The following is a 25,300-nucleotide window of genomic DNA, read 5'->3' as shown; positions in this document are numbered from 1 at the left end:
ACGTTAATTAAATGTGAAATAAATTAAATTGTATGTTAAATTAACAATAACTTGTTTTCATAATACTTCACAGGGTTAAAATAGAACATATATATGCAAATATAGTTGTATTTCTGAATATAAACTCGGCTATATATTTGCAGTGTAAAATATTAACAACAACAAAAACTTAAGTTATGAAAAGAGTTATTAACCTATGTTTGCTAGCATTAGTAATCACCACAAGCAATATCGCTAATGCCGCAGGAAAAGTATCAGTAGAGATCACTAATTCGTCTATGGTTACTGTATCATTGACAGAAGTTGTAAAAGGAGAAAAACTATTCCTTAAGGATTATCATGGAGAAATTTTATTCAATGTTACTTTAGAAGCTACACCAAACTATCAGAAATATTTCAATTTAGGAAATGTAGCAGATGGAGTATACTTTGTAGAAACAGAATCTCTATATGAGGTAAAGGTTACACCGTTATTAAAAAACAAAAAAGGAGTTTCTTTAATCAATACTTCTGCAGTAACGGTATTTAAACCACAAGCCAGTGTAGAAAACAATTTGATGAAAGTACTGTTTAACAACACAGAAAAATCTTCTTTTAACCTTACTATCTATGATAGTGAATGGAGAGTATTAGAAGAGATCATTGGTAATGATGAAAAAATCTTTAAAAGAACCTTTGATTTTTCTAAAATGCCTAAAGGAGAGTATCAATTGTATTTCTCGCTAAAAGACAGAACATTTATAAAGAAAGTTAGTATTTAATTGTTTCATTATTAACTCAACCACTCAAAAAGCAGCACTAACCATGCTGCTTTTTATTTTTTCGTTAATAGCGTATATGGTTAAAATGGAATAGATATCTGCTAATATTGTTGTCCTTAAATGCTTTATTTTAAAGTAAATTTATAGAAACAATTCAAAAAGTTATTATTATGAAAAGAGTAACAGAAGTATACCTATTAGTAGTAGCGATTTTTATCATTTCTTTTTCTGATACAGCAAAAGATTTTACCTTGGAGATAGAAGAATTTTCTTTAGAAACTGATGAGTTTTTAAATGGTTAAATGAATGTTGCTTAGTATTAAAAGTATCCCAGCGTATCTTTAACAGATTCTTTATAATTTCTTCCTACCGGAATTTTGATTCCTTTAAGTTCGATCTCGGTTGTAGAAAATGAATTGATATAATCAATTCCAACAATAAAGGAGCGATGTACTCTTAAAAACCGTGAGTCGGGAAGTAAACTTTCGATACTGCTGATACTTTTATAGGCAATGATTTCTCGATCCATAGTTTTGACTTTGATATAATTTTTTAAGCTTTCTATAAAAAGAATATCTTTCAGAAATATTTTTTGCATTTTTTTCTCAACTTTTAGATACATAAAAATGTCTTGATAATTAGCTTCTTCATTATGATCAGATAGCGATGTTAGTGGAGTAGAAGTCACTGTTGAAAGCTTTAAGAATTTGTGTATTGATTTCAAAAACCTTGAAAATTCTATAGGTTTTAATAGATAATCTACAGCTTCGAGATTAAATGCATCAACGGCATAATCGCTATAGGCCGTTGTAAAAATAACTTTAGGTGATGGGGTTAGATCCTTTAAAAAATCTATTCCGGTTAGCTCAGGCATTTGAATATCCAGAAAGATTAAATCTACCTTATCTTTTGCAATGATATTAAATGCTTCCAATGCATTTGCGCAAGACGAAATAAGTTCCAGTTGATCTACTCTAGCAATATAAGTTTCAATGATTTCTCTTGCTAACGGTTCATCATCAACAACAATACATTTTATTTTAGCTTTCATACAAGGGCGCATTATCGAATTTTATTTTCAAAGTTATCTGATACGATAATTTATGATCTTCTGTGATTAGGCTATATTGATTAGGGTATAAAAGTTCTAATCTTTTTTTTACATTTTTAAAACCAATACCACCAACAGATTCTTGCTGTAATTTAATTGATTTCCCGTTTTCGACCTGCATCATCAGTTCCTCTTGTTTCGCAAATATAGTAATGACTATCCAGGAATTACCGGTAGAAGATGTACCATGTTTGAAAGCGTTTTCTACAAACGGAATGAGTAAGAAAGGAGATATCTGATAATCTTTATCTAATTCTGAATTAAAACTAATATCTATTGTATTCGTAAACCTTAGTTTTTCAAGATCTACATAGTTTTTGAGATATGCTATTTCTTTGGCTAGTGAAACCTTAGGTACGTTAGCCTCATACAACATATACCTCATTAATTTGGATAGTTTTAGAACTGCAATTTCAGCAACATCCGACTTCTTAATAATTAATGCGTATAAACTATTAAGGGTGTTAAATAAGAAATGTGGATGTATCTGGTTACGAAGTTGTATGAGCTCGGCTTCTATTTTTTCTTTTTCTAGTGTTAAGGCTTTTTGCTGAGAATTATGGTAAAACTTAAATAAGTTAAATCCTAGTGGTACTATGGCGGCTATATTAACATCCAAAATGGTATTTACTAATTCTGTAATAGTAAAATAACCTTCGCTTTGCCAGCCAGGTAAGTAATGAGGTTGCACATAGAAAAGCATTATAGGTCGCTGAATTAATATACTGGTAGCTATTAATAAGAGTATGTAGCTAAAGATAAAAGCAATGGTTTTCTGCTTGATAAAGAATTTTGGAAGTAAAAAGTATATTGAAACATATACCAGTATCATTCTTGCGGGTAAACTAAACGTCTGTATCGTAAACGAACGGATGTAATCATTATCATAAGTCCCCCAGGTTATTCCGAAAAAAATGATCAGTCCTATCCAATAGATAAGGTGTGTAACTATCCGATTTGAAAATAAATTTTTTACTAGAAAATGACTCATGAAGATGTAAGTAAACTAAAATGACTAAAATCCGAATTTTTTTCATAAAAAAACAAAATACGGGATGAATGACAGCCAATATAATACAAACAACATAAAACTAAGTGGTTACTTTTGATCCGTATAAATTTTTAAAACTTTTTTCATTCTTGGTTGTTTGTCCCGGGATACTGTTATCTGTATAATCAAATTGTTATTGATCCTCTATGCTTGGAAATTAGTGCTGGAAACAATTAAAAATTATACGAATGAAATTTTATGCTAAAAGATTACTATTACTTTTTGTAATGGTATTGTCAACTTCCTTTTTCTGCTTGGCGCAAGAAAAAGAAATGCTTACTCACGTAGAACCACCATTTTGGTGGACAGGAATGACCAACCCTGATTTACAGTTATTAATACACGGTAAAAACATTGCTTCTTTTGAGGTATCTCTTCAATATCCTGGAGTACAATTAAAAAAAATAAATAAAGTAGAGAATGCAAACTACCTTTTTTTGGATCTAAGTATATCTAAAAATACAAAGCCTGGAACTTTTTCAATTGAATTTACTAAAGATAAACAAAGGTTTAGTTATACCTATCAGCTAAAAGAGAAGAAAAAAAGAGCTCAAGTCGGTCAGGCAATTACGCCGGCAGATGTAATTTACTTGATTACACCAGATCGTTTTGCAAATGGTGATACTACTAATGATTCTACAGAGGATACGCAGGAAAAGTTAAACAGAACAAATGATGATGGAAGACACGGAGGTGATATAAAAGGAGTGATGGATCATTTTGGTTATTTCGAGGAACTGGGAGTTACGACTTTATGGCTAAATCCTTTTTTAGAGAATGATCAACCAACCTATTCATATCATGGCTATGCTATTTCTGATTTTTATAAAACAGATACGCGTTTAGGAACAAATGATAATTACAAAAACCTAGTAGAGACATCTCACAAAAAAGGAATGAAAGTAATAATGGATCAGGTTTTTAATCATTGTGGAGCAGGGCACTGGTGGATGAATGATTTACCATCCAAAGATTGGTTGAATCAATGGGATACATTTACGCGTAGTAATTTTACTAATATAGCGGCTTCAGATCCGTATGTATCCTCTAGTGACTTCGATTTGCTTACAAAAGGATGGTTTGATATTAATATGCCTGATCTAAATTTAGAAAATGATTTTCTGGCAACTTATATGATCCAGAATTCTATTTGGTGGGTTGAATATTCGGGGATAGATGGGATTCGTCTAGATACCTATCCTTACCCAAACAAACATGCAATGTCCAGATGGATGAAAGCACTTACACAAGAATATCCTGATTTTTATATGGTGGCGGAAACTTGGGCAGAAAGAGCTTCTTATTTATCCTATTGGAATAATGATAAAGCAAATAAAGATGGGTATGTCTCTAATGTAAATAGTATAAGTGATTATGCGCTGTATTATTCTTTAATAAGAGCCTTTGGAAAAGATGGTAATATAGAAGAAGTTTATAAAACACTAGCCGAAGATTTTGTATATGGAAATCCGGGAAATAATAAAGTCTTTAATGGAAATCATGATGTAGATCGTTTATTAGCTTTATTAGATGAAGATGTCGAAAAATTAAAGTTAAGTATGGTATTTACGTTGACAACCAGAGGAATTCCACAAATTTATTATGGAGATGAAATTTTAATGAAGAATAAAAGACCAGATGGCAAAGTAAGACAAGATTTTCCTGGCGGATGGAAAGGCGATAGCCGAAATGCGTTTACTGAATCTGGAAGAACACCAAAAGAAAATGAAGTGTTTAACTACATAAAAACCATTCTGAATTGGAGAAAAAATGCCAAATCTATTCACAAAGGAAAGCTTACGCACTATCAACCGGTGGATAATGTGTATGTATACTTTAGATATACAAATGTTGAGAACACTATGATCATTATTAATAATAGTGATAAAGATTATCCAACTTTTAGTCTGGAACGTTTTGAAAAGTCATTAGAAGGGTATAGCAAAGGGAAAGAGATCCTAACGGGAAAATCGCTAGAAAACCTTCAAAATGTGAATTTATCTAAGCATACCGCTTTGATTATAGACTTATCTAAGTAAAATTAGAAACAGGTTATAGAAGAGTTTGGTTATTGATTATTCAGATTCAATTTCTTCGAGATCTCCTTCGATTTCTTCGAGCTCACTTTCAATTTCTTTAAGCTCTTCTATGGCTTCTTCTTTACTTTGTTCTTCTTTTTGCTGAAATTCTTCATCAACAGCTACTTCATCTTTTACCCACAACGATTTGGATCCACTAGCAACTATTACTAAAACTCCAATGGTTAAAAATAAAAGAGATAACTTTTGCGGTTTTAATTGCTTTTTAGACAGGAAATAGGCCCCAAAACCAGCTATTAGAGCCACAATACCTGGTAAAATACCAAGAGTACCAAACGGAAGTATTGCCATAATAATTCCAAAGAATGCCGCTATGGCAGCAATAGATATCAATACAATTCTCATATGATCTAATTTTTTAGCCCCGAAGCTTCGGTTAATGTCAGTTGTCCTGTGCCTGCAGGAATACTAAACTTAATCAATACAGGAACCTTATTTGCATCTGCTGTAAGATATACAATATTTTTATTTGTTCCTTTTAGAGCATCGTTGTTGACAGCAATTTTATAACATTCCTTATTACCCATTATGTTGGTGCTAATTGTTTCTTTGCCCAATAATTTTAGATATGCAGTTTGTGGCTTTCTATCAAACAATATGGTCATCTTTTGATTGCTTCCTACTGGTGCTTTTTCTATATCCATGTTTCTAATATGGTATAGAGTAGAAACTACATCAAATGTGTTGTTTCCCATTTTAATTGTTTTAGTGTTAGGCTCTTTTTTCTTTTGCATAGTTGCCTTTACCGTCTTATTTTTATAGCTGTATACATACTTTTCTTTTTTGATATATCCACCTTCATTAATATCTCTTTTGTATAAATACGGTTTTAGATTAGAAGGATTTACATAGGCTTCATATACATCTCTGATCTTAAAAAAAGAATCCCATTTAGAATAGGTAGCTGCATTACATTTTAGGCGCAAATAATTGCTTTTTCCTGTATTCACTCGGGTAGTTTGCATGGTTACCTGTGCAAGGTTTGTTAGCAACCCAGACATATTGTAAGAGGCTGTATACACCAGTTTTTCATTTTCTCCAATAGAAGTATTTGCTGATGTTTGTGCTTCTACAGTTCCTAAGGAAAACAGAAGTACAAGGATAAATAGATTTCTCATTTTTTTAAATTAGTAGTCTGTGATAATCAAGACTTTTTTAAAGATTCTTTACCAATTTTTGTACCATAGTTAGAACAATAAATTAAAAAAAAGGGTTAATCGTTAAATTAACCCTTTTTCAAAAATACTTATTCTTTTTTAATTACCACCTTCGGTAGCTTTTTTCATTCCGTCTTCGATCATATTATAGAACTGATCTAATTTAGGAAGAACAACGATTCTAGTACGTCTGTTTTTAGCTTTGTTAGCTGCGCTATTATTATCTGCCACTGGGACATAATAACTTCTTCCTGCAGCAGTCATACGTTTTGGGTCAACACCAAAATCGTTTTGTAAAACTCTTACTACAGATGTTGCTCTTTTTACACTTAGATCCCAGTTATCTAGTAATACTTTATTCTTGATTGGCACATTATCAGTATGTCCTTCTACTAAGAATTCGATATCTGGCTTGTCATTCACCACTTTGGCCACTTTACCTAATACTTCTTTAGCTCTTGTGGAAACGTTGTAACTACCGCTCTTAAATAATAATTTATCAGAAATAGATACATATACTACTCCTTTTTCTACATTTATCTCAATATCTTCATCTGCAAGGTTACCTAAAGCTCCTTTTAAACTTGTTACCAATGCCAGAGTTACAGAATCCTTTTTATTCAATGCATCGTTCATTGTTTTGATTTGAAGATCTTTTTCCTTAATACTTTCTAAAGATCTTTCAAGGTTTTCTGCTTCTTTAGTAGATAAGGTAGCAAGGTTGCCAACGTTATTTAGCAGCGCAGAATTTTGATTTTTTAGATTATTTACTTGATCTCTTAAAACTTTCAATTCCGAACTTTCACTAGCCTTTTCTTCAAGACAGCTATTTAACTTAACCGTTGCAGTATTTAATAAATCTTGGGTTTCTTTTTGTTTTGCTTCTAGGTCTGAAAATTTCTTCTGTGATACACAAGAAGATAATAATACAGCCATTGAAGCTCCGATAATCATTGCTTTTTTCATTAGAAAATGTGTTTTTAGTCTTATTCTGGTTATATAACTCAAAATTATCAAAATTGTGACGCAATTACGTACTGTTAACAATAATTTAATGAATATAACCTTACAAATGGTTAAATAGTTTTTTGTTCAAAATATAATACTGCCATACAACGGAAGAAATAGAATAATATTTCCTTGTATCCCCTGATTTTTTTCGTTTTTTAACAAAAGTTGGCAAATTTTGGTAAAAGCCGAAATGAGCTTTAAGAATTGCTAAACAATGTGATGGTTTTCTTTCTAATATATATTTAAATCCTGCAACTCCATCTAGTAACATGCGAATGAAGATGATAAACCAAATAGATACTCCAGAAGTATTTTTTACCATCATTAGCAAGTTGTTTCTGAAATTAAGAAAGGTCTTTTTGGGATTTATAGTTTCTAACGTGGCTCCACCGAGATGATAAACTTCAGAAGTACCTACATATTGAACATTATAACCGTAATTTCGTATGCGCCAGCAAAGATCAATTTCTTCCTGATGCGCAAAGAAATCTTCATCTAACTTTCCGACTTCTTCAAAAACTGATTTCCGAATAAAGAGACAAGCACCGCTCGCCCAGAAAATGTCTATGGTGTCATTATATTGTCCTTTATCTTCTTCTAGAGTATCAAAAATTCTTCCGCGACAATATGGATACCCTAATTTATCTATAAAACCTCCTGCCGCTCCTGCATATTCGAAGTAGTTCTTCTTTTTGTAATCAAGGATTTTAGGTTGAATTGCTGCAACTTTTTCTGATGCTTCAAAAGCTTTTATAATCGGAATAAGCCAGTCTTCAGTAACTTCTACATCACTATTTAACAAGCAGTATGCATCAGCATCAATTTTTGCCAAGGCATCGTTATAACCTTTAGCGTATCCACCATTTACTTCATTTTGAATAATTTTCACTTCAGGAAAAGACGCTTTTATATAAGAAACAGAATCATCATCAGAGGCATTATCAGCAACATAAACAGTAGCTTCTTTAGAATGTCTTACAACGGATGGTAGAAATTGTTCCAATAATGAACGTCCATTCCAATTTAATATGACTACAGCTATATTCACGACTGCAAATAAATAAGTTTAATTTAGAGTTTCAAAGCTTCAAAGACTCAAATTTGATAATCAATATTTTTATTTCAATAATGAAAAATTAGTATCAGCTAATTCTGAATATCATATTTTAACAACAACAACAACAACAACAACAACAACAACAACAACAACAACAACAACAATTCTATTTATAATCCGGAATATCTTTTAGAAAAGTATATCGTTTTTCGTTGTAGTCCATCTGACAGTAATAATGATCTAATCCATTGGTAATCATAAGATATTCAGCATTCAGCGACAGATTGTAGCGAGCTATCTGATCAAAAACCTCTTGAGTAATCTTTACAGAATGTGATTTACATTCTATGATAAGATATATAGTGCCATCTGGATTAAATATGATAATATCGTACCTTTTATTCATATCATTAACTTTTACCAGCTTTTCCACATTAATAAGGCTTTCGGGGTATTTTTTTTCTTCTATAAGATAATGGATAGTATGTTGTCTCACCCATTCCTCAGGAGTAAGGATGATAAACTTTTTGCGAATTCTGTCAAAAATAGAAACTTTATTTTCGCTACTTTTGAACCTGAACTGGTATGCTGGAAAATTAAGGTTTTGCATAACACAAATTTGATGATTTTTTCTGAATGGATGAAGTAAAACAGATTGTAAGCGATATAAAGAATGGAAATATTAAGCCTATTTACTTCTTAATGGGTGAAGAACCATACTATATTGATAGAATTTCAGAATATATTGATAAGAATGTTCTAGCAGAAGAAGAGAAAGGGTTTAACCAAATGGTATTATATGGTCGTGATGTTAGTATAGAAGATATTGTGTCAAATGCCAAGCGTTATCCTATGATGGCTGAACGACAGGTAGTAATCGTAAAAGAAGCACAAGATTTATCCAGAACCATAGAAAAGTTAGCGGATTATGCCGAAAATCCGCAACCTACTACAGTTTTAGTAGTTTGTTATAAGTACAAGAAAATTGATAAGCGTAAGAAACTATATAAGACGGTTGCCAAAGGCGGTGTAATCTTTGAAAGTAAAAAACTCTATGAAAACCAGGTAGCGGATTGGATCAGAAGAGTGTTGGCGGGAGCGAAATATAGTATTGAACCAAAAGCTTCGCAGATGTTAGTAGAGTTTTTAGGTACTGATTTGAGTAAGATCAATAACGAATTGGAAAAATTAAAGTTGATCATACCTAAAGGAGAACAAATTACTGCAGATAAAATCGAAGAGAATATTGGGATTAGTAAAGAGTTTAATAATTTCGAATTACGCAAAGCAATTGGAATACGGGATGTATTGAAAGCACATCGAATTATCAATTATTTTGCTCAGAATCCAAAAGACAATCCGCTGGTGGTTACTATATCGTTACTATATAGTTTTTTTTCTCAGGTATTACAATACCACGGACTATCTGATAAGTCTAAAGGTAGTGTTGCTAGTGCCTTAAAAATCAGTCCTTATTTTGTGAGCGATTACTCTGATGCAGCTCGTAATTACCCAATGAAAAAGGTAAGCCAAATTATAGCGTTGTTGAGAGAAGCTGATGTAAAAAGTAAAGGAGTAGGAGCAGCCAATCTTCGGCCAGGAGATATTCTTAAAGAACTTTTGGTAAAAATAATGGGATAGTTTTGTTCTATTTCATTTGATTAGAATCTGTACGCAACATTAAAGGTTCCATATCCGTGATTTTCAGTATTATTTAAAACTCCTGTAGACCATAAATAGATGAAATTAATAGAGAGACTGTTTATAGAATAATACAGCCCACTACTAAGATGCCAGGAGATATTATTTAGATCATCCACGCCATACGCTTTTTCGTCAAATAAATTGCCTTGTATGGTTGCATTATAAGCAATAAATCGTGTTTCAATATTAAATTTAAAAAATAATTCAGAGTTTTTTTTAGGTAATAACAGTGAATTATGAAAACCACTTGAATTCGCTATACTCTCATATTTTCCTATTCTAAAACCTGCCTGAGGTGCAGCCCTGATGTGAAGATTACCCAGATGAACTGTTCCGCCAAGATAGGTATGAAACCATTTAGATGTAGGATTAAAATCATATATAAAAGTACTTTTAAAATTAAATATAAATTGATCTTCCAGTTGAAATTGCCAACCATCGTATACAGGATCTCCTGTAATATTTTCGTGAAACCAAGTTTGTATTTCTCCAGCCTGTGATGAAGGTCCAATAACACCGGCAAGGAGTTCTGATTTTAAGAAGGATCTTTCGAACGTATAAGTAGTACCTAAAGTTGCGTATAATAACCCGGCAAACGGTCTGTCAAAATCATCTCGATCTTCGATTTCGGGTGTTGCTGCAAACTCTCTTACTTGAGATGGGGTATATCCTTCAAGCTTTAAACCAAGTGTATAAAAAACATTTTTTTTGTTTTTAAAAAGGTTTTGTAAACCTAGGAATTTTTCAGTTTTGAAAGCATATTCTAACCCCATTCCATAAGAATAATACCGATCAGAATCTCTAAATACAGCAAAAATATCATTGTCTATAATAACTTTTAATTCTGAATTATAGGTTTCTTCTTGAGCTTTAGAGATTTGAATGGGAAGAATGAATAAGTAAATGAAAAAGAAAAAAGAAGTAATTTTTGGTTTCATTAAAATTGAAAATATAATTAAAAGGTAAAAATAGAAATCGTTCTTTTTTGACATATACAATTTAACTTTTAAAAAAGAGTGTTATTATCCAGAGTAATCTATAAGTGTCTTATTATTAGTTTTTTATAATTGAATACTAGCCTAAATTGATTAAAAGTATTTTAACTAAAATTAAAAAAGGAACTTATTAAATTTATAAAATGAAATTATTTCAATTCTTAACTAAATCGATTTTCCCAATACTCTTGGTGAATTTTATAGGGATTTTAGGGTATAGTATTGTAATTCCAATTCTTATATTCATAGTTACTGATTTAGGAGGTAATGGTTTTATTTATGGAATTTTGGGAGCGATGTATCCATTTTTTCAATTTATTGGAGCTCCAATCTTGGGGAGGCTTTCGGATCGGATTGGAAGAAAGAAAGTATTGGTGATTAGTCAGGCAGGAACGTTTGTTGCCTGGTCTTTATTTTTGATAGCATTAATACTTCCAAATACTGAGTTATGGTCATCTGATTCAGAATTTACCGGAAGCTATATAATGACGCTTCCTTTAATTCTGCTTTTTCTTGCTAGAATTTTTGATGGTTTTACTGGCGGAAATGTATCTGTGGCGAATGCCTATCTATCTGATATTTCTACAGACGAAGATCGAGATAAGAATTTTGGAATGATGGGGGCTTCTACAAGTTTGGGATTTGTTTTAGGACCTGCAGTTGCCGGAATTTTAGCTTCGACTATTTTGGGAGAAATACTTCCAATTATTCTAGCTGCTATTATTTCACTTGTGGCAATTCTTGTTATTTATATCAGATTACCAGAAAGTAATCCTTGTATGGTAGATACCGGAAATTTAAATTTTAAATCTTTTAGAAGATTTTTTCAGGTGGAACATAAAGATTGTTTTTCTGGAAATACTACTGAAAATGATGCTACCAAAAATGACGACAGCTTTAAAGGTGTATTAGGTCAAAAAGGTATTCCGTTATTGTTTTCGATCTATTTTTTAACATTTTTGGCCTTTAGCCTTTTTTATGCAGGGCTGCCTATTTATGCTTCTACCATGTTGAATTGGACAGCTGTAGATCTTGGGATCTTTCTGGCATATTCAAGTTTTATTATGATTTTGGTTCAGGGCCCACTATTATCCTTTCTGTCGGGCAAAGTTCCGAATATTAGATTAATCGCTATTGGAACGATGCTACTGTCATTAAGTTTTTTCCTTCTTTCTAATCCCAGTATCATTATACTGTATTTAGCAAATACATTATTATCCTTAGGTAATGGTTTGATGTGGCCTAGTTTCCTTTCTTTGTTATCAAAAACTGGAAACTCAAGAATGCAAGGTGCTATTCAGGGATATGGAAATAGTATGGGAAGCTTAGCTAGTATTTTTGGATTAGTGCTCGGTGGAATTATGTTCGAAAGTATTGACGTAACAATTTTTATAATCGGATCTGGGATATTTTTATTGATACTCATTCTTTTGTTCATAAATTATATTCAGACCAAGAATACTTTGGTAGAAGTTGATCAAACAGTAGCGGCTGCTTAATATTTTTCATGAAGCCAACATATAATTTTCTATGGAATTGGTAAAAATGAAAAATCTTTTACTTCTGTCATTACAAACGAGCTTTGTACTTTAGAAATATTTTCTAGTGAAGCCAACTTATTGGAAAGAAAATGCTGATACCGTTCCATATCCTCAGCGTATATCTTAATTAAATAGTCAAACATACCAGCTACATGATAACATTCAACCACTTCGGGAAATTGCTGAATATCCTTTTCGAATTTTTTTAGATAATCCGTTTGGTGAAGGTTTAAAGTAACATTACAAAACACCATAAGTTGTAATCCTGCTTTCTTTCTATCGATAATTGCTTTATAGGATTTTATATATCCTTCACGTTCCAATTTTTTAACCCTTTCAAAAATTGGGGTGGTAGTAAGGCTTAATCGTTCTGCAATCTCTTTGATAGTTATTTTACCATCTTTTTGCAATAAATTAAGGATGGAGCGATCTATTTTATCCATAATATTTTTCTCTTTGAATTCCGATGATATATCAAAAATAGAATAAAATTCTTTTAATTTTTAAATATTATGTTTTTATTCCTAATTTATCCTAAAATATGGTTTTTAATTCTTTTTAGAATAATTTTATCCTTAACGAAACGGTAGTGTTTTCTCAGGAAAGAGGAAACTAAATTTCGATTATTACAAAACCATATAATAGCTAACATATGAAAGATCACAATTTTAATCCAGAGAGTTTAATGATGACCTACGGTTATAAACCTGAGTTATCAGAAGGAGCCATAAAATGTCCAATATTTCAGACTTCGACTTTTGTTTTTAAGACAGCAGAAGAAGGAAAAGCCTTTTTTGAATTAGCATATGGATTACGCGAAAAATCAGAAAAAGAAGAATTAGGATTGATCTATAGTAGAATCAATAATCCTAATCTGGAAATATTAGAAAACAGATTATGTCTTTGGGATAAAGCAGATGATTGTGCAGTATTTGAGAGTGGTATGTCGGCAATTAGTACCGTATTATTAGAGTTTCTAAAACCTGGGGATTTATTGGTATATAGTAACCCTGTATATGGGGGAACGGATCATTTTATTCATCATTTTTTGGATAAAATTGGAGTAGATACGATAGGAGTGATGCCTAACCAGAGTATGGAAGAAGTAGAGGAGATGATTAAAGCTTCTGGTAAGGCTGATAAACTGGCAATGATTTATCTGGAAACTCCTGCTAACCCAACCAATGATATTGTTGATATAGAAAAGTTTAGTCAGATTGCTGCAAAGTATAGTACAGAAGAAAGAAAAACGTTGGTAGCTGTTGATAACACCTATATGGGACCTTTATGGCAACATCCATTGCAGTGTGGTGCTGATCTTGTTTTATATTCTGCCACAAAATATATAGGAGGACATAGTGATTTAATTGCGGGAGCAGTATTAGGAAACGCCGAATTAATGGTGCGTGTAAAAACCTTACGAACATTCTTGGGTAATATGGTAAGTCCACACACAGCTTGGTTAATGCTAAGAAGTTTAGAGACACTAAAGGTACGTATGGATCAGCAAACTCAGAACGCTCAGGTGGTTGCAGATTACTTGAACAAACATCCTAAAGTAGAAAATGTATATTATCTGGGATTATTAGAAGAAGGAACAAAAGCACATACGATTTATAAAAAACAGTGTTCTGCGCCGGGAGCGATGGTTTCTTTTGATATCGTTGGTGGTGAAAAAGAGGCTTTTATGTTCCTTAATGACCTGAAACTAATGAAACTGGCAGTAAGTTTAGGAAGTACAGAAAGTTTATCTGAACACCCAAAAACGATGACACACGCCGGAGTAGACGAAGCACAGAGACAGCAAATGAATATTACCGATCAATTGGTTAGATTATCCATTGGAGTGGAAAGTGCTAAAGATCTGATTTGGGATTTGGAACAGGCTTTGGAAAAGGTAGAAGTCGATTCTGCTTTAGAGGTCATATAAATCATTCATATTGTATAATAAAGCTCAGCTAACTGTATTAGGTTTAGCTGGGCTTTTTTGTTTCTAAATCTTTATAGAAATTTATATAGGATTAAGTATTACCAGCATCTAATTCCGTTAGTATTGATCAGAACTTATTTTCTACAAAGTGCTTATAGAAACATAGATAGCATATTTTCGGCCGATGATTATTCCTTTTTAAACGTTTTTTTTCCTTCTCAACCTGTTTGTTTTGTGACGACTCTAGTATCCAACTACTTTGGCCTAAAAATGTTAAACTTTTAAAATTAATCATTATGAATTTTATCTCAACAATGAAGACAATTTTTACCAATGTGGTTAGCTTTGTAAAAGAACTACCATCTGCCACAAAATGTGTGAAAGGTTAAATAATAACCAGATATAATTTTTCCTAAACTAGTTAAGGTATAATTTGGTGACTGGAACAGACATTGAATGAAGTAGCAATTGGTGCTGTATTGGAAATGGTGTGAATTATCAATTTTAGATAAAAGAAAGCTCAGCTTCTGGTTAGCTGGGCTTTCTTGTTTATCAAAGATTATATAATTAATTGAAACTATTTTTTGATTACAATTTTATCAAATGATCTATTATTGTTTCTTATTCTAAAGAAATAACTTCCAGAAGTTAGGTTTTTTAAATCTATTTTGATTGTATTTTCTTGAGTGTTTAATTCCGTGATAAGTCTTCCTGTAAAATCATAGATCTTAATTTCTGTTTTGTGGTTTTCAAAGATCTTAGGTATTTGAATATTTAAACTAGAATTTGTTGGATTTGGAAACAATTGAATCTTTGGTACGATATGATCTTCTACACTTAATGTCTCTGATTCTAAAAATTCAAAACTATATTCGCGATTTTCACTGCTTGTATTCACACAATCCCATAATTGAAAGCGAGTACCATCTGCGCTGTTTCCACTTTTCAGATCCAGGCATTTATTAGAAGTTTTGGCGATGATATTGAATTTACAATTATCTTTTTCTACTATTTGCCATTGTTGAGTATCATTGCCCGAGTAAGTGGCTTCTTCAATGTGATCACCATTACTATTACCGGTTGTACTCATGTAATTACCAGTGTTTATATTTTTTATATAATAATATCCACTATCTGCATTTTCCAAGATCCATTTTCCAGTATCATTATCAGAGCAAGTTTGTTGTGTGATGTTATATCCATTGCTCTCTATGGCATTGATACATTTATCGTGTGTTGTTTTTATTTTATAAATATTTCTATTTTCAATAGCAGTGGTATCACAATTTAACACTTCATCACTACAATTATTTATTAGATATTTTTCGAAATCTATAAGAGGCCAGGCAGCTTTACACCAATTTGTAATTCTATTTAGAATACTACAATGCACATTAAAGTTATCCTTAATTCTCGGAATAATATCATAAAACTTATCTGCATAATGATATAATAGCCTTTGATTACTCGGAGTACCATTATGTTGAATTGTTACTAAGTCATTGGTGGTTTTATTAGCAGAATCTAGCTGATAGTCTCCACCATTTTCTCTTCTGGGCCACGTACTTAAGTCATATTTTTCAGCTTCATCAAGAAATTGAAGAAGCATAGCTTCTAATACATTGTCGGACAAACCAGCTTCTATATCATCTAATTGTTTTACAATGTCATAAGAAGGATTGTGGAATTCCTGATTACTATTACTACTCCCCATCATTTCCCATATTCCTTGATTAGATATTCTAAATCCTTCATTTCCAGGACCATTATTTCCTGACCATGTGCGTATTTGATACATTTGGTTAATGGCAGAGAAACGGCGAAGTGGTTCTGATATACCTGAATAATATGCTGAGAACCCCATAAAAGGAGTGTGATAATTAAAGTCGGTAGGAGTGGTTCCTCCCACAAACCCATTTCCTCCGTTAATTACAAATTGCAAGTTATACCAAGTTGTGGTTTCATAATGGCCTGTCTTATGCTCTTGACCTGTATAATGTCTGCTATTGTCTGAAGTAAAATGAGCAGGTACTTCAAAAACAGAATACCATTTTACCGGCCATTGTCTATCTAAAGGTTGATCTTCTTCTGCATTAGGAACTGTTTGAGATGCTTTATCCTGTAGATTAAATTCATTAACTAATTCAAAATACTTTACAGCTTGAAGTCTAGCCATACTGGTTTTGGCAATTTCTAGATCAATGCCATTTGTTAAGTGTTGATTCGCATTTCCTCCTTCAGACCTCCAGTGTTTTGTGTCAACCGCACCATGCTGGTAGAAAAATCTAAAACCTGATTGACCATTGAGTCCTCTTCCTAATAAGCGTAATTTTTGAGGAACATCAAAACTATTTATATTGTTTGGGTCATAATTGTTTACAAATTGATCCCTTATGGATTCATAGGTTTTTATAGGGTTTTGAGCATCTGGTAAGGTATTACTCCACCATTCATTTTTAGTATATGCATCTTTAGGATGTACAATTGGTAACCAATGTTTCCAATCTGGGAATTGTATTGCAAGCGGTAATAGCGTACGATCATCCATTTTATCTGAATCAAAGACACTTCTCACCCCAATTTTACTAGTTCCGTTTGTAAAAATATAAGGTGCCATATCTGCATCATTTTCTAGTACCCATTCTAATCCTGCTCCAGCTGCCCATTGTTCTATTGGTCTATCTTCTAATACAGGACCAGGTTGATATGGAGGATTCCAAGGTCTACCGGATCTACTTACATTAGATTGAGTTGATAGACTTCTGATATAAGCAGCAATGTTTTTTCCTTCTTGTTCTGTCAATCCATGGAACTTAGAACGTTCTATAATGGATAGATTAGAATAACTAAACATCTCAAGATCTCTACCATCTTGTGTATGACAATCCGTACACTTAGCTCTTATGGTTCTTCTGGCAGGAATAGTCTTAGCATACCAAAATCCTTCATTATTATTTAATGGGTAGTGATTCCATAAATCTTTATTAAACCATAAATTTTCACCATTTTGTACCGAGCTATTATCAGGTGCTGTCCAATTACTAGGGTCGTCTTGTATAAAAAAGTTTTCAGGCAATAATTTAGTATCATCTGAATCTATTAAATTCATTTTAATAACGCGATATCCCACTGAAATACCATCAGAAGTGTCAAATCTAAATTGTATTGTATTAGCTCCTTCTTGTAATCCAATTGCCGGTATTGTAAGTCGTATGGTATTAAATCCTCCGTGTACCATTCCGCCATAAGCTAACTCTTTTGGATGTACTTCAGTGGTATTATGATTTAATGTAAGCCAAGATTCATCATTAATTTTTATAGAACCTTTGTTTTGGTAACTCAGGTTGTTGATCATCAACCAAATCTTGGAAGTATTATTTAGAGTTTGATTATCTATAGTAAATGACCGCTCTACAATGGTACCTTCTTCACCAAGTACCTCAATAGGCATTTTTATAGTATTAATTGAAGTTATAGATGTATATACTGGAATGTTTTTTTTCTCTCTAATAGACTTTACTGCGAATAGTAATAATATAGAAAGTATACTTGTTAGCGTAATACTGCTTTTCATTAGTAGGTGGTTTTGGGATGACGAATTTACACATTATTAGTTTTTTATACAATTTTAATTATAATCCAGAACTTATGAACGGTATAATAGAATTCAAAAAAGTATTAACTGTGTTTTTTCGTAATATTCGGGAGACTATTTGTAGGTTATGTAGAAAGTAACATTAAAAATCTAACATTATTAGTGATTTGTTGAAGTTGTTGTAATTGTATTTTTTAAATCAAATACCTGATAATCATTAATTTATAGTATAAAAGGGGGTATCCCACTATTCATTTCGGGTGTTTTCCCCCATTGCGCGATGTGTATTCCTGAAGTATATTTGTACCAGAGATATTAATAAAAGATATACTAACCATTTTTACACATATAACATTATGAATTTACCAGGCATTAACTTCCGTTTTATATTAGAATTTTTAAGAGAACTTCCTAAAGCTAGTAGTCACGCTATTCATAGGTAATAGTTTACAATAGAAAGGAATAATGAAATACAGGGGTTTTTACTTATTTCATTAAATGATCAAAACAGTTAGTTTTATATTAAATAAAAAATAAGAGTCTATTCAACAATTTTACACAACGATATTATGAAATCATTTCGCTTTAACTTCAAATTTTTAAGAGAATTTTTAAGAGAACTTCCAAGTGCTTGTAGTCACGCAATACACAGATAGGATGTAATTGTATGTTGGAAGAAACAGCATATTAGAATTTTGGGGGAAATTCTAATAGTTAGTTATAATAGTGGGGACAAAAAACCGGATGCATTCGCATCCGGTTTTTTATTGATTATTATTTCTTCTGAATTTTAATAATTGTATTTGCAATATTTAGAAAATAAATGGTTGCAGATGAAAGCGCCGAAACATCAATTTTATTATTGCTCGCTGATATACTACCTTTAGAAATAAGTTTTCCTTCTAACGAAAAAATAGAGTATTTCAAAGGTTCTTGAATTTTTAAATCTACGGTAATTATAGAGCTTACAGGATTAGGGTAGACACTAAAAAATGTATCACTCCCTTCAACTTCTTCAACAGATAATGTAGTTATTACACCATTAATATCATACTTCGAAAAAAAATCCCAAATTAAAGCAGATGCATCAATGTCATAATTTGTACCTGCAGAATTAAAAGCGGTTCCGGGCCATTTATGACCTCCGTCAATTATCTTATAATGTTCTACTCTGGCGCCATTATCTCCATTTTTGAAGACTTGATATTCGACTGTGGATCCATCGTTTGGTGCAGTATCAGCTATATTTGTAACTTCTGGAGTACTATCACAGTTATTAAAACTTGCCCAGAAGCTAACGACATCAGGTGTAGATTCTATCCAATTAGCACCTTGATAAGGTACTGTTGCATCTGCTGTCCCGTGAATTTCCATCACTGGAATTTGATGTGATGGAGTGCATGCATTTGGTTGGTTTTTGTTCATGGTTCCGGTAACTGATGCTATCGCAGCAATACGATCACTAAGTTCACAAGCTAATTTGTAACTCATAAAACCTCCGTTAGACATTCCTGTACTATAAATTCTATCTGCATTAATCGAATAATTTGAGGATATTTCATCAATCAAAGCTTCTGTAAAACCAACATCATCAATATTACTGGTTCCCCAACCTACATTAAAATGAGTATTTCCTACATTATCAACGGTACCCATAGGATGTACGATTAAAAATCCATCTTGATCCGCAAAGGGTCTGAAATCTCCATAAAACATTTGATCATTGGCATTAGATGTATACCCGTGGAAATTAAATACTAATGGTACATTCGTACCTGGAGAATATGATGCAGGAACATATAAAATATAAGAACGTGTTAAGCCATCGTGCTGTAATGTTCCGTTAATGGTTTGTTGGGCATTACCGGTAGTAGAAAAAAATAATAGGAGTAAGGCTCCGATACCTAAAGTTTTTAAAAAACTATTTTTTCTTAAGCTAAAGTTGGTCATGATATTTGAGTTTGTGCGAATTTAAGGGTGCAAGTTATATTATTTTGTGAGCAGGAAATATTTTTAGACAGTTAGTGTAATGTTAAAATTCCTTAACAAAATCTAAAAGCTTTATAAGGGCAATAACATATCTGAAAAAGCCAGATGTATGGAAATCTGGCTTTAGTTATTTGTAAAAGAAACTTTATTTTATTTAAGGGTACCTACCATATCTTCTGGTTTTACCCATTGATCAAATTCTTCTTCAGTAACGTAGCCTAATGCAACAGCTTCCTGTCTTAAGGTAGTTCCGTTTTTATGCGCTGTATTAGCAATTTCTGCAGCTTTATAGTATCCGATTTTAGTGTTTAATGCAGTTACCAGCATTAATGAATTATTTAGTAATTCGGTTATTCTTGCTTGATTTGGTTCGATTCCTTGCGCGCAATGTTCATCAAAAGAAACACAAGAATCACCTATTAATTGGGCACTCTGTAATAAATTGGCTGCCATTACTGGTTTAAATACATTTAGTTCAAAATGTCCTTGCATTCCGCCAACATTGATAGCAACATCATTACCCATTACTTGCGCACAAACCATAGTCAATGCTTCACATTGTGTAGGATTCACTTTTCCAGGCATAATTGAACTTCCTGGTTCATTAGCAGGAATAATTAGCTCACCAATTCCGCTTCTTGGTCCTGATGCCAACATTCTGATGTCGTTTCCTATTTTATTTAAGGACACGGCAATTTGCTTTAAAGCTCCGTGGGTTTCTACAAAAGCATCGTGAGCTGCTAAAGCTTCAAATTTATTTTCTGCGGTTATAAATGGTAATCCTGTAAACTGCGCAATAAACTCTGAAACTCTTTTAGCGTATCCTTTTGGAGTATTTAAACCTGTTCCCACTGCAGTCCCTCCTAAAGCAATTTCTGCCATGTGGGGTAAAGTATTCTCCAAAGCTTTAAGTCCGTGATCTAACTGAGAAACATAGCCAGATAATTCTTGTCCAATTGTAAGAGGAGTAGCATCCATAAAATGCGTGCGACCAATCTTTACTACATTTTTAAATGTTTCGGACTTTTTCTTAAGAGTATCTCTTAATTGTGTAATACCTGGTATGGTTACTTCTATAATCTTTTTATAAGCTGCAATATGCATCCCGGTAGGAAATGTATCATTAGAAGATTGAGACTTATTTACATCGTCATTTGGCTGAATGGTTTTTTCACCCTCTCCTATTATTTTTCCTGCTAACTGATGGGCACGATTCGCAATAACTTCATTAACATTCATATTACTTTGTGTACCTGATCCAGTTTGCCAGATTACTAACGGGAATTGATCATCGTGCTTTCCTTCTAAGATTTCATCACATACTTGCGCAATAAGATCTCTCTTTTCAATAGGAAGAACACCTAGTTCGCAGTTGGTAAAAGCTGCAGCTTTTTTAAGATATGCAAAACCATATACAATTTCCAAAGGCATTGAACCTGGCGCACCAATTTTGAAGTTATTTCTGGAACGTTCTGTCTGTGCTCCCCAAAGTTTATCAGCAGGCACTTTTACTTCGCCCATTGTATCTTTTTCTATTCTATATTCCATAGTGGTGATGATTTGTTTTTTGAAGCGCAAATTTAAGAATTTGTAGTGCTATTTCTGAATAAAGAATGTACTTTTTAAATAGAAGAGATATTAATATTTTAGTTTTAAAAATAAATCATATTTATGCTATGAGATAAAAGTAAGAGTTATTATCTTTGGCAAAAATTGAAATTAGATTACTATTATGTTCGAATTTGATCAATACCTTGGTTTTTTAGCATTTTTAACAATCCTTACAATAGGATTTTGGTTAATGATATTTTTATTAACCTTTGTAGTTCCTTACTGGATTTTTGGAGCGACTATTGAAAACTTTAAATTAAAGCAGGAAGCTAAGCGTAAGGCTAGAGAAGAAGCTTAATTAATAGCATTAGTTATATATTAAAAAAGGGAATCGATTTATTGATTCCCTTTTTTTGTTTGATGCTTTTTAGCTATCATAAAATTTATCCTTCAAACTCTTCATCACCACCATTAAAGTTACCTCTGGATCGCTGTCTTTTCTTTTTCTGGTTAAATCGGTATGTAAACGACAATGTAAAGCTTCGCTCTCTCCATTGGAATTCGCTATCCGTGATAAATGTATCGGTTGTAGAAATACTTCGACGTTTTCTACTATTAAATAGGTCACTTACGTTAAAAGTCAAAGAAGCTTTGTCTTTAAAAAGATCTTTACTAAAAGCAAGGTTAACGCTAAGAAGTCCTTCTCTTTTGGTTTGTGCATCTTCACTTGGCCCTGCATAAAATGCAGTAGTCTGCCAATCAATTTTTGCGGGAAGTGTTAGTTTATTGCTAAACCTTGCAAACCAACTAAAATTATCTGCATCAAAGTTTTGATCGTTAAAATCACCTCTGATGTTATTTTGAAATGCATTAAAATTACCGTTAAGTCGCCATTTTCTACTAGGACTATAGGTAAGGTTAAATTCAAATCCGTAACGATCAGAGCTAGACAAATTGATAGGTTTTCTTCTAATTACCGGAACTATTGTTCCATCACCAATAATTGCAGTATCTCCAGTATCCTCTGCTATGAAATTAAATACTTGAGTGGATCGATTGTAATATATCGATGAATTAAGTGTTAACTTTCCTATTCTGTTAAGATATCCAAAGTCAAAAGCATTAGAGTAACTAGGATCCAAATCAGAATTACCCTGAAAAATATTGGTGGCACTAGATCTGGAGGGAAAAGGATTGATAAAGCGAGAACGTGGTCTTCGGATTCTGCGATTATAGCCAAGTGTTAAACTTTGTTTATCTGTTAACTTATATCCCAGATTTATTGTCGGAAATATGTCAGTATATATCTTTTTATCGAAATCACCACTTGTTTTTTGATCAATTGTGATTCTTGTACTTTCTACTCTTAATCCTAATAGGTAGGAGAATTTTCCGATTTTACTTCCATACTGAGAATAAGCGGCATTCACTTGTTCTTTGAACAATAGATTATTAGATAAGTTAGTGTCGGTAATTACGGTTCCGCTGTTATCAAACTGTACTAAGAAATCAGTATCTAATTCATTAAAATTGCCTCTATATCCTAATTCAAATTGGCTTTTTTTACCTATTGGTAGGACGTAATCAGCTTGTAGAAGGATACGATCTTGTTTTTCTGCGGTATTTACCAATTCGATGGTAGTTATATTTTCCTGTGTAATTCTGGAATTTTCAATCTCTTCGCTATTTTCTACCTGAAAATCAAAAGTTAACTTGTGACCACTATCATTAAAATCTTTATTGTAGTTTATTGAATACTGCTTGGTTATATCGTCTTCTACTTCCGGGTCAAAACGTAAATTACTACTTAAAATATTTCCATTAGCATCGGGTTCTGTAATCAAATTTGTCGTATTCCTCTCATTATCACTTGATCTATAAAGAAAAGAAGAAGTGATAGATGAGCTATCATTAATATACCATTCTACACCTATATTCGTATTGATTCCTTTTCTGATTCTGTCAAAATCTCTTTTTTCATTTAGAAAAGTATCGGGACCATCGATTTGAGTATCCGGATCAATGTTAAAAAAGCGCGTTTCTGCTAAAGAATTACCAGGGACTTCACGATAGTTATATCCAGAAGTAGTGAAAAAATTAAGATCTCCGGTTCTATAATTTATATTTCCTGATATTCCGGCTTGTAGAGGGAATCCCGAGTTAAGAGTTAACGCACCATTTAGTCCTTGCAATTTGCTTCTTCGCAAAATAATATTAAGAATTCCTGCTGTTCCTTCAGCATCATAACGAGCAGATGGTGATGTAATTACCTCTACACGCTCAATCGACTCTGCAGGTAACTGCCGTAATGCATCAGTGCTATTTAATCCTACAAGACCAGAAGGTTTCCCATTAATTAATATCCTAACATTATCGTTTCCCCTTAAAGCTACATTTCCTTCAACATCCACAGAAACTGAAGGAACATTATCTAATACATCACTTACAGTTCCTCCGCTTACTGTAAGATCTTTACCTACATTATATATTTTCTTATCTAATTTTATTTCTACTGTAGTTTTTTCAGCTATAACAACTACATCTTCCAGGGATTCTGTGTCTAAAACTAAACCAATAGTTCCCAGATTCTTATTTTTAAAAAACTTTTGCTGGGTGAGTATCTTTTTTTTGAATGAAATATATTCAAAGGAAACCGAATAAACACCGACTGGAACTTTAATGCTAAAATTACCATCAGCTTGTGTAATTCCACCCGTTATGACTTTGTTCTCTTTCTGACTTATAAAGGCAACAGTGGCGTATTCTAATGGTTTTTTGGTCTCTTCGTCAATAATTTTACCGGTTATCTTTACTTCGTTTTGTTGAGCAAAAGATGAAATACCAATAAGAGTGACAAATAACAATAAGGTTATTCTTTTCATGTTTTTTTGAAAGTTAGCATCCAAAAATATGATTAGGGTAGTGGTATCGTGGTTAAAGAGGTGTTAAATAATGTACTATGCTTAAGTTTAACTAGTTAGGGTTGAGTTTCATTGTATTAAATTAACATAAGATCAAGAACTTCTTTATTTTTTTATGATTTGAAGGAATTTAGTTACAACAAAGACACAATATTTATAGTGTGAATTACGTTTCGGTTTTTTAGTTTTGCAGCTGTTTTTTTGGGGAAATATAAAAATTAGTAATATCAAAAATCACAATATAAAATTTATGAAAAAACCTCTAATTAATAAATATTTATTAGTCGTCTGTGTTCTTTTATCTTCAGTTTCGATGTATGCTCAGAGTCATAAAACTGCCTTATCATTAACTGGTGGTTATGTTGATGGTGGTTTTGGAGGTTTAGCTACACTAGATTATAAAGTAAATGAATTTGATTATTTACAATTTAACGTCCAGGCTAATTTCACAAAACTAGAGTATAAAAATATAAAAGTACCAGTTGATCTTTATGCTTTTAATGCAGGATTCTTTTTTGATGTTCTTAGAAATAATAAAAGAACTTTTGCCCTTGCTTTGGGTGCTGGAGGAACTGTAGGTTACGAAATTGTGAATAATGGGGATGACATTCTGGAAAACAATCTATTATTGGATTTTGATCCCAATACTGTGGTTTTTGGTGCTTATGCAGGATTAGATGCCGATATATTTTTAATACCAACGGTAGCTATCAATATTAAAGCTCAAGAGGTGTATCATTTTAATAGTGAGATTGGAGAGTTTACACCTTATTTCGGATTAGGTGTCAAGCTAATATTAAAATAGTTTTAGAATCAAGTCTTTTATC

Annotated in this window: 20 protein-coding genes; 7 read left to right on the top strand and 13 right to left on the bottom strand. The window is 32.3% G+C overall.

The genetic code is table 11. From position 1 onward, the window contains the following. Positions 1–176 precede the first annotated feature (176 nt). Complete coding sequence (locus tag ACFSR1_RS18870) at positions 177–761, top strand: DUF3244 domain-containing protein (protein WP_378294607.1); 585 nt, start codon at positions 177–179, stop codon at positions 759–761. A gap of 170 nt (positions 762–931) precedes the next feature. Continuing rightward, positions 932–1,063 carry a hypothetical protein gene (locus tag ACFSR1_RS18865; protein WP_378294606.1) on the top strand — a complete coding sequence of 44 codons (132 nt, stop codon included), beginning with the start codon at positions 932–934 and terminating at the stop codon, positions 1,061–1,063. 17 nt (positions 1,064–1,080) lie between these two features. Here ACFSR1_RS18865 and ACFSR1_RS18860 read toward each other — a convergent pair whose 3' ends face one another. Together ACFSR1_RS18860 and ACFSR1_RS18855 are read right to left on the bottom strand one after the other, a co-directional pair. After that, positions 1,081–1,812: a LytR/AlgR family response regulator transcription factor gene (locus tag ACFSR1_RS18860; protein ID WP_378294605.1), complete on the bottom strand. Its 732-nt coding sequence runs from the start codon at positions 1,810–1,812 to the stop codon at positions 1,081–1,083. Next, positions 1,802–2,863 (bottom strand): sensor histidine kinase, encoded by a 1,062-nt coding sequence (locus tag ACFSR1_RS18855; protein WP_378294604.1) that lies wholly within the window; start codon positions 2,861–2,863, stop codon positions 1,802–1,804. The genes ACFSR1_RS18860 and ACFSR1_RS18855 overlap by 11 nt, the downstream gene beginning before the upstream one ends. A 248-nt stretch (positions 2,864–3,111) precedes the next feature. Here ACFSR1_RS18855 and ACFSR1_RS18850 point away from each other — a divergent pair, with 248 nt between their 5' ends. Further along, the gene (locus ACFSR1_RS18850) at positions 3,112–4,962 is read left to right on the top strand and encodes a glycoside hydrolase family 13 protein (protein WP_378294603.1); all 1,851 of its coding nucleotides are present in this window, start codon (positions 3,112–3,114) and stop codon (positions 4,960–4,962) included. A 36-nt stretch (positions 4,963–4,998) separates the two neighbouring features. On the opposite strand, the gene ACFSR1_RS18845 is transcribed toward ACFSR1_RS18850, so the two are convergent. The 5 genes from ACFSR1_RS18845 to ACFSR1_RS18825 form a co-directional block, all read right to left on the bottom strand. Next, a complete protein-coding gene (locus tag ACFSR1_RS18845; protein ID WP_378294602.1) occupies positions 4,999–5,367 on the bottom strand; it encodes a hypothetical protein in 369 nt (122 codons plus the stop codon). A gap of 5 nt (positions 5,368–5,372) precedes the next feature. After that, positions 5,373–6,140 carry a DUF3108 domain-containing protein gene (locus tag ACFSR1_RS18840; protein ID WP_378294601.1) on the bottom strand — a complete coding sequence of 256 codons (768 nt, stop codon included), beginning with the start codon at positions 6,138–6,140 and terminating at the stop codon, positions 5,373–5,375. Positions 6,141–6,278: 138 nt separating this feature from the next. Further along, complete coding sequence (locus ACFSR1_RS18835; protein ID WP_378294600.1) at positions 6,279–7,145, bottom strand: OmpA/MotB family protein; 867 nt, start codon at positions 7,143–7,145, stop codon at positions 6,279–6,281. A 100-nt stretch (positions 7,146–7,245) separates the two neighbouring features. After that, the gene (locus ACFSR1_RS18830; protein WP_378294599.1) at positions 7,246–8,238 is read right to left on the bottom strand and encodes a glycosyltransferase family 2 protein; all 993 of its coding nucleotides are present in this window, start codon (positions 8,236–8,238) and stop codon (positions 7,246–7,248) included. A gap of 175 nt (positions 8,239–8,413) precedes the next feature. Next, entirely contained in the window at positions 8,414–8,857 is a 444-nt protein-coding gene (locus ACFSR1_RS18825; protein WP_378294598.1) for a type I restriction enzyme HsdR N-terminal domain-containing protein, read from the bottom strand. Between the two features lie 26 nt (positions 8,858–8,883). Between ACFSR1_RS18825 and holA the strand changes: the two genes are divergently transcribed. After that, positions 8,884–9,888, top strand: coding sequence for a DNA polymerase III subunit delta (gene holA / locus ACFSR1_RS18820; protein WP_378294597.1), 1,005 nt, complete (start codon positions 8,884–8,886; stop codon positions 9,886–9,888). A gap of 20 nt (positions 9,889–9,908) precedes the next feature. Here holA and ACFSR1_RS18815 read toward each other — a convergent pair whose 3' ends face one another. Further along, positions 9,909–10,889, bottom strand: a complete 981-nt coding sequence (locus ACFSR1_RS18815; protein WP_378294596.1) for a lipid A-modifier LpxR family protein — start codon at positions 10,887–10,889, stop codon at positions 9,909–9,911. A gap of 200 nt (positions 10,890–11,089) precedes the next feature. Here ACFSR1_RS18815 and ACFSR1_RS18810 point away from each other — a divergent pair, with 200 nt between their 5' ends. Beyond that, positions 11,090–12,445 carry an MFS transporter gene (locus ACFSR1_RS18810; protein WP_378294595.1) on the top strand — a complete coding sequence of 452 codons (1,356 nt, stop codon included), beginning with the start codon at positions 11,090–11,092 and terminating at the stop codon, positions 12,443–12,445. A gap of 29 nt (positions 12,446–12,474) precedes the next feature. On the opposite strand, the gene ACFSR1_RS18805 is transcribed toward ACFSR1_RS18810, so the two are convergent. Beyond that, a complete protein-coding gene (locus ACFSR1_RS18805; protein ID WP_378294594.1) occupies positions 12,475–12,930 on the bottom strand; it encodes an Lrp/AsnC family transcriptional regulator in 456 nt (151 codons plus the stop codon). Positions 12,931–13,139: 209 nt separating this feature from the next. Between ACFSR1_RS18805 and ACFSR1_RS18800 the strand changes: the two genes are divergently transcribed. Next, positions 13,140–14,417, top strand: coding sequence for a cystathionine gamma-synthase family protein (locus ACFSR1_RS18800; protein WP_378294593.1), 1,278 nt, complete (start codon positions 13,140–13,142; stop codon positions 14,415–14,417). 577 nt (positions 14,418–14,994) lie between these two features. Here ACFSR1_RS18800 and ACFSR1_RS18795 read toward each other — a convergent pair. The 4 genes from ACFSR1_RS18795 to ACFSR1_RS18780 all read right to left on the bottom strand — a co-directional run bounded on the left by ACFSR1_RS18795 (position 14,995) and on the right by ACFSR1_RS18780 (position 24,434). After that, the gene (locus ACFSR1_RS18795) at positions 14,995–17,991 is read right to left on the bottom strand and encodes a T9SS type A sorting domain-containing protein (RefSeq protein WP_378294592.1); all 2,997 of its coding nucleotides are present in this window, start codon (positions 17,989–17,991) and stop codon (positions 14,995–14,997) included. Positions 17,992–18,786: 795 nt separating this feature from the next. Continuing rightward, positions 18,787–19,962 carry an extracellular catalytic domain type 1 short-chain-length polyhydroxyalkanoate depolymerase gene (locus ACFSR1_RS18790; RefSeq protein WP_378294591.1) on the bottom strand — a complete coding sequence of 392 codons (1,176 nt, stop codon included), beginning with the start codon at positions 19,960–19,962 and terminating at the stop codon, positions 18,787–18,789. A 189-nt stretch (positions 19,963–20,151) separates the two neighbouring features. Continuing rightward, on the bottom strand, positions 20,152–21,549 hold the full coding sequence (gene fumC, locus ACFSR1_RS18785) for a class II fumarate hydratase (RefSeq protein ID WP_378294590.1): 1,398 nt from the start codon (positions 21,547–21,549) through the stop codon (positions 20,152–20,154). Positions 21,550–21,995: 446 nt separating this feature from the next. Then, positions 21,996–24,434, bottom strand: coding sequence for a TonB-dependent receptor domain-containing protein (locus tag ACFSR1_RS18780; protein ID WP_378294589.1), 2,439 nt, complete (start codon positions 24,432–24,434; stop codon positions 21,996–21,998). A 289-nt stretch (positions 24,435–24,723) separates the two neighbouring features. On the opposite strand from ACFSR1_RS18780, the gene ACFSR1_RS18775 reads away from it, so the two are divergent. Then, complete coding sequence (locus ACFSR1_RS18775) at positions 24,724–25,278, top strand: conjugal transfer protein TraO (RefSeq protein WP_378294588.1); 555 nt, start codon at positions 24,724–24,726, stop codon at positions 25,276–25,278. The last annotated feature ends 22 nt before the right edge of the window (positions 25,279–25,300 follow it).

Origin of the sequence: Aquimarina rubra (genome assembly GCF_042684305.1) — a bacterium.
GTDB classification, from domain to species: Bacteria; Bacteroidota; Bacteroidia; order Flavobacteriales; family Flavobacteriaceae; genus Aquimarina; species Aquimarina rubra.
The sequence above is the reverse complement of the archived record's forward strand: the minus strand, read 5'-3'. Positions and strand labels throughout refer to the sequence as shown.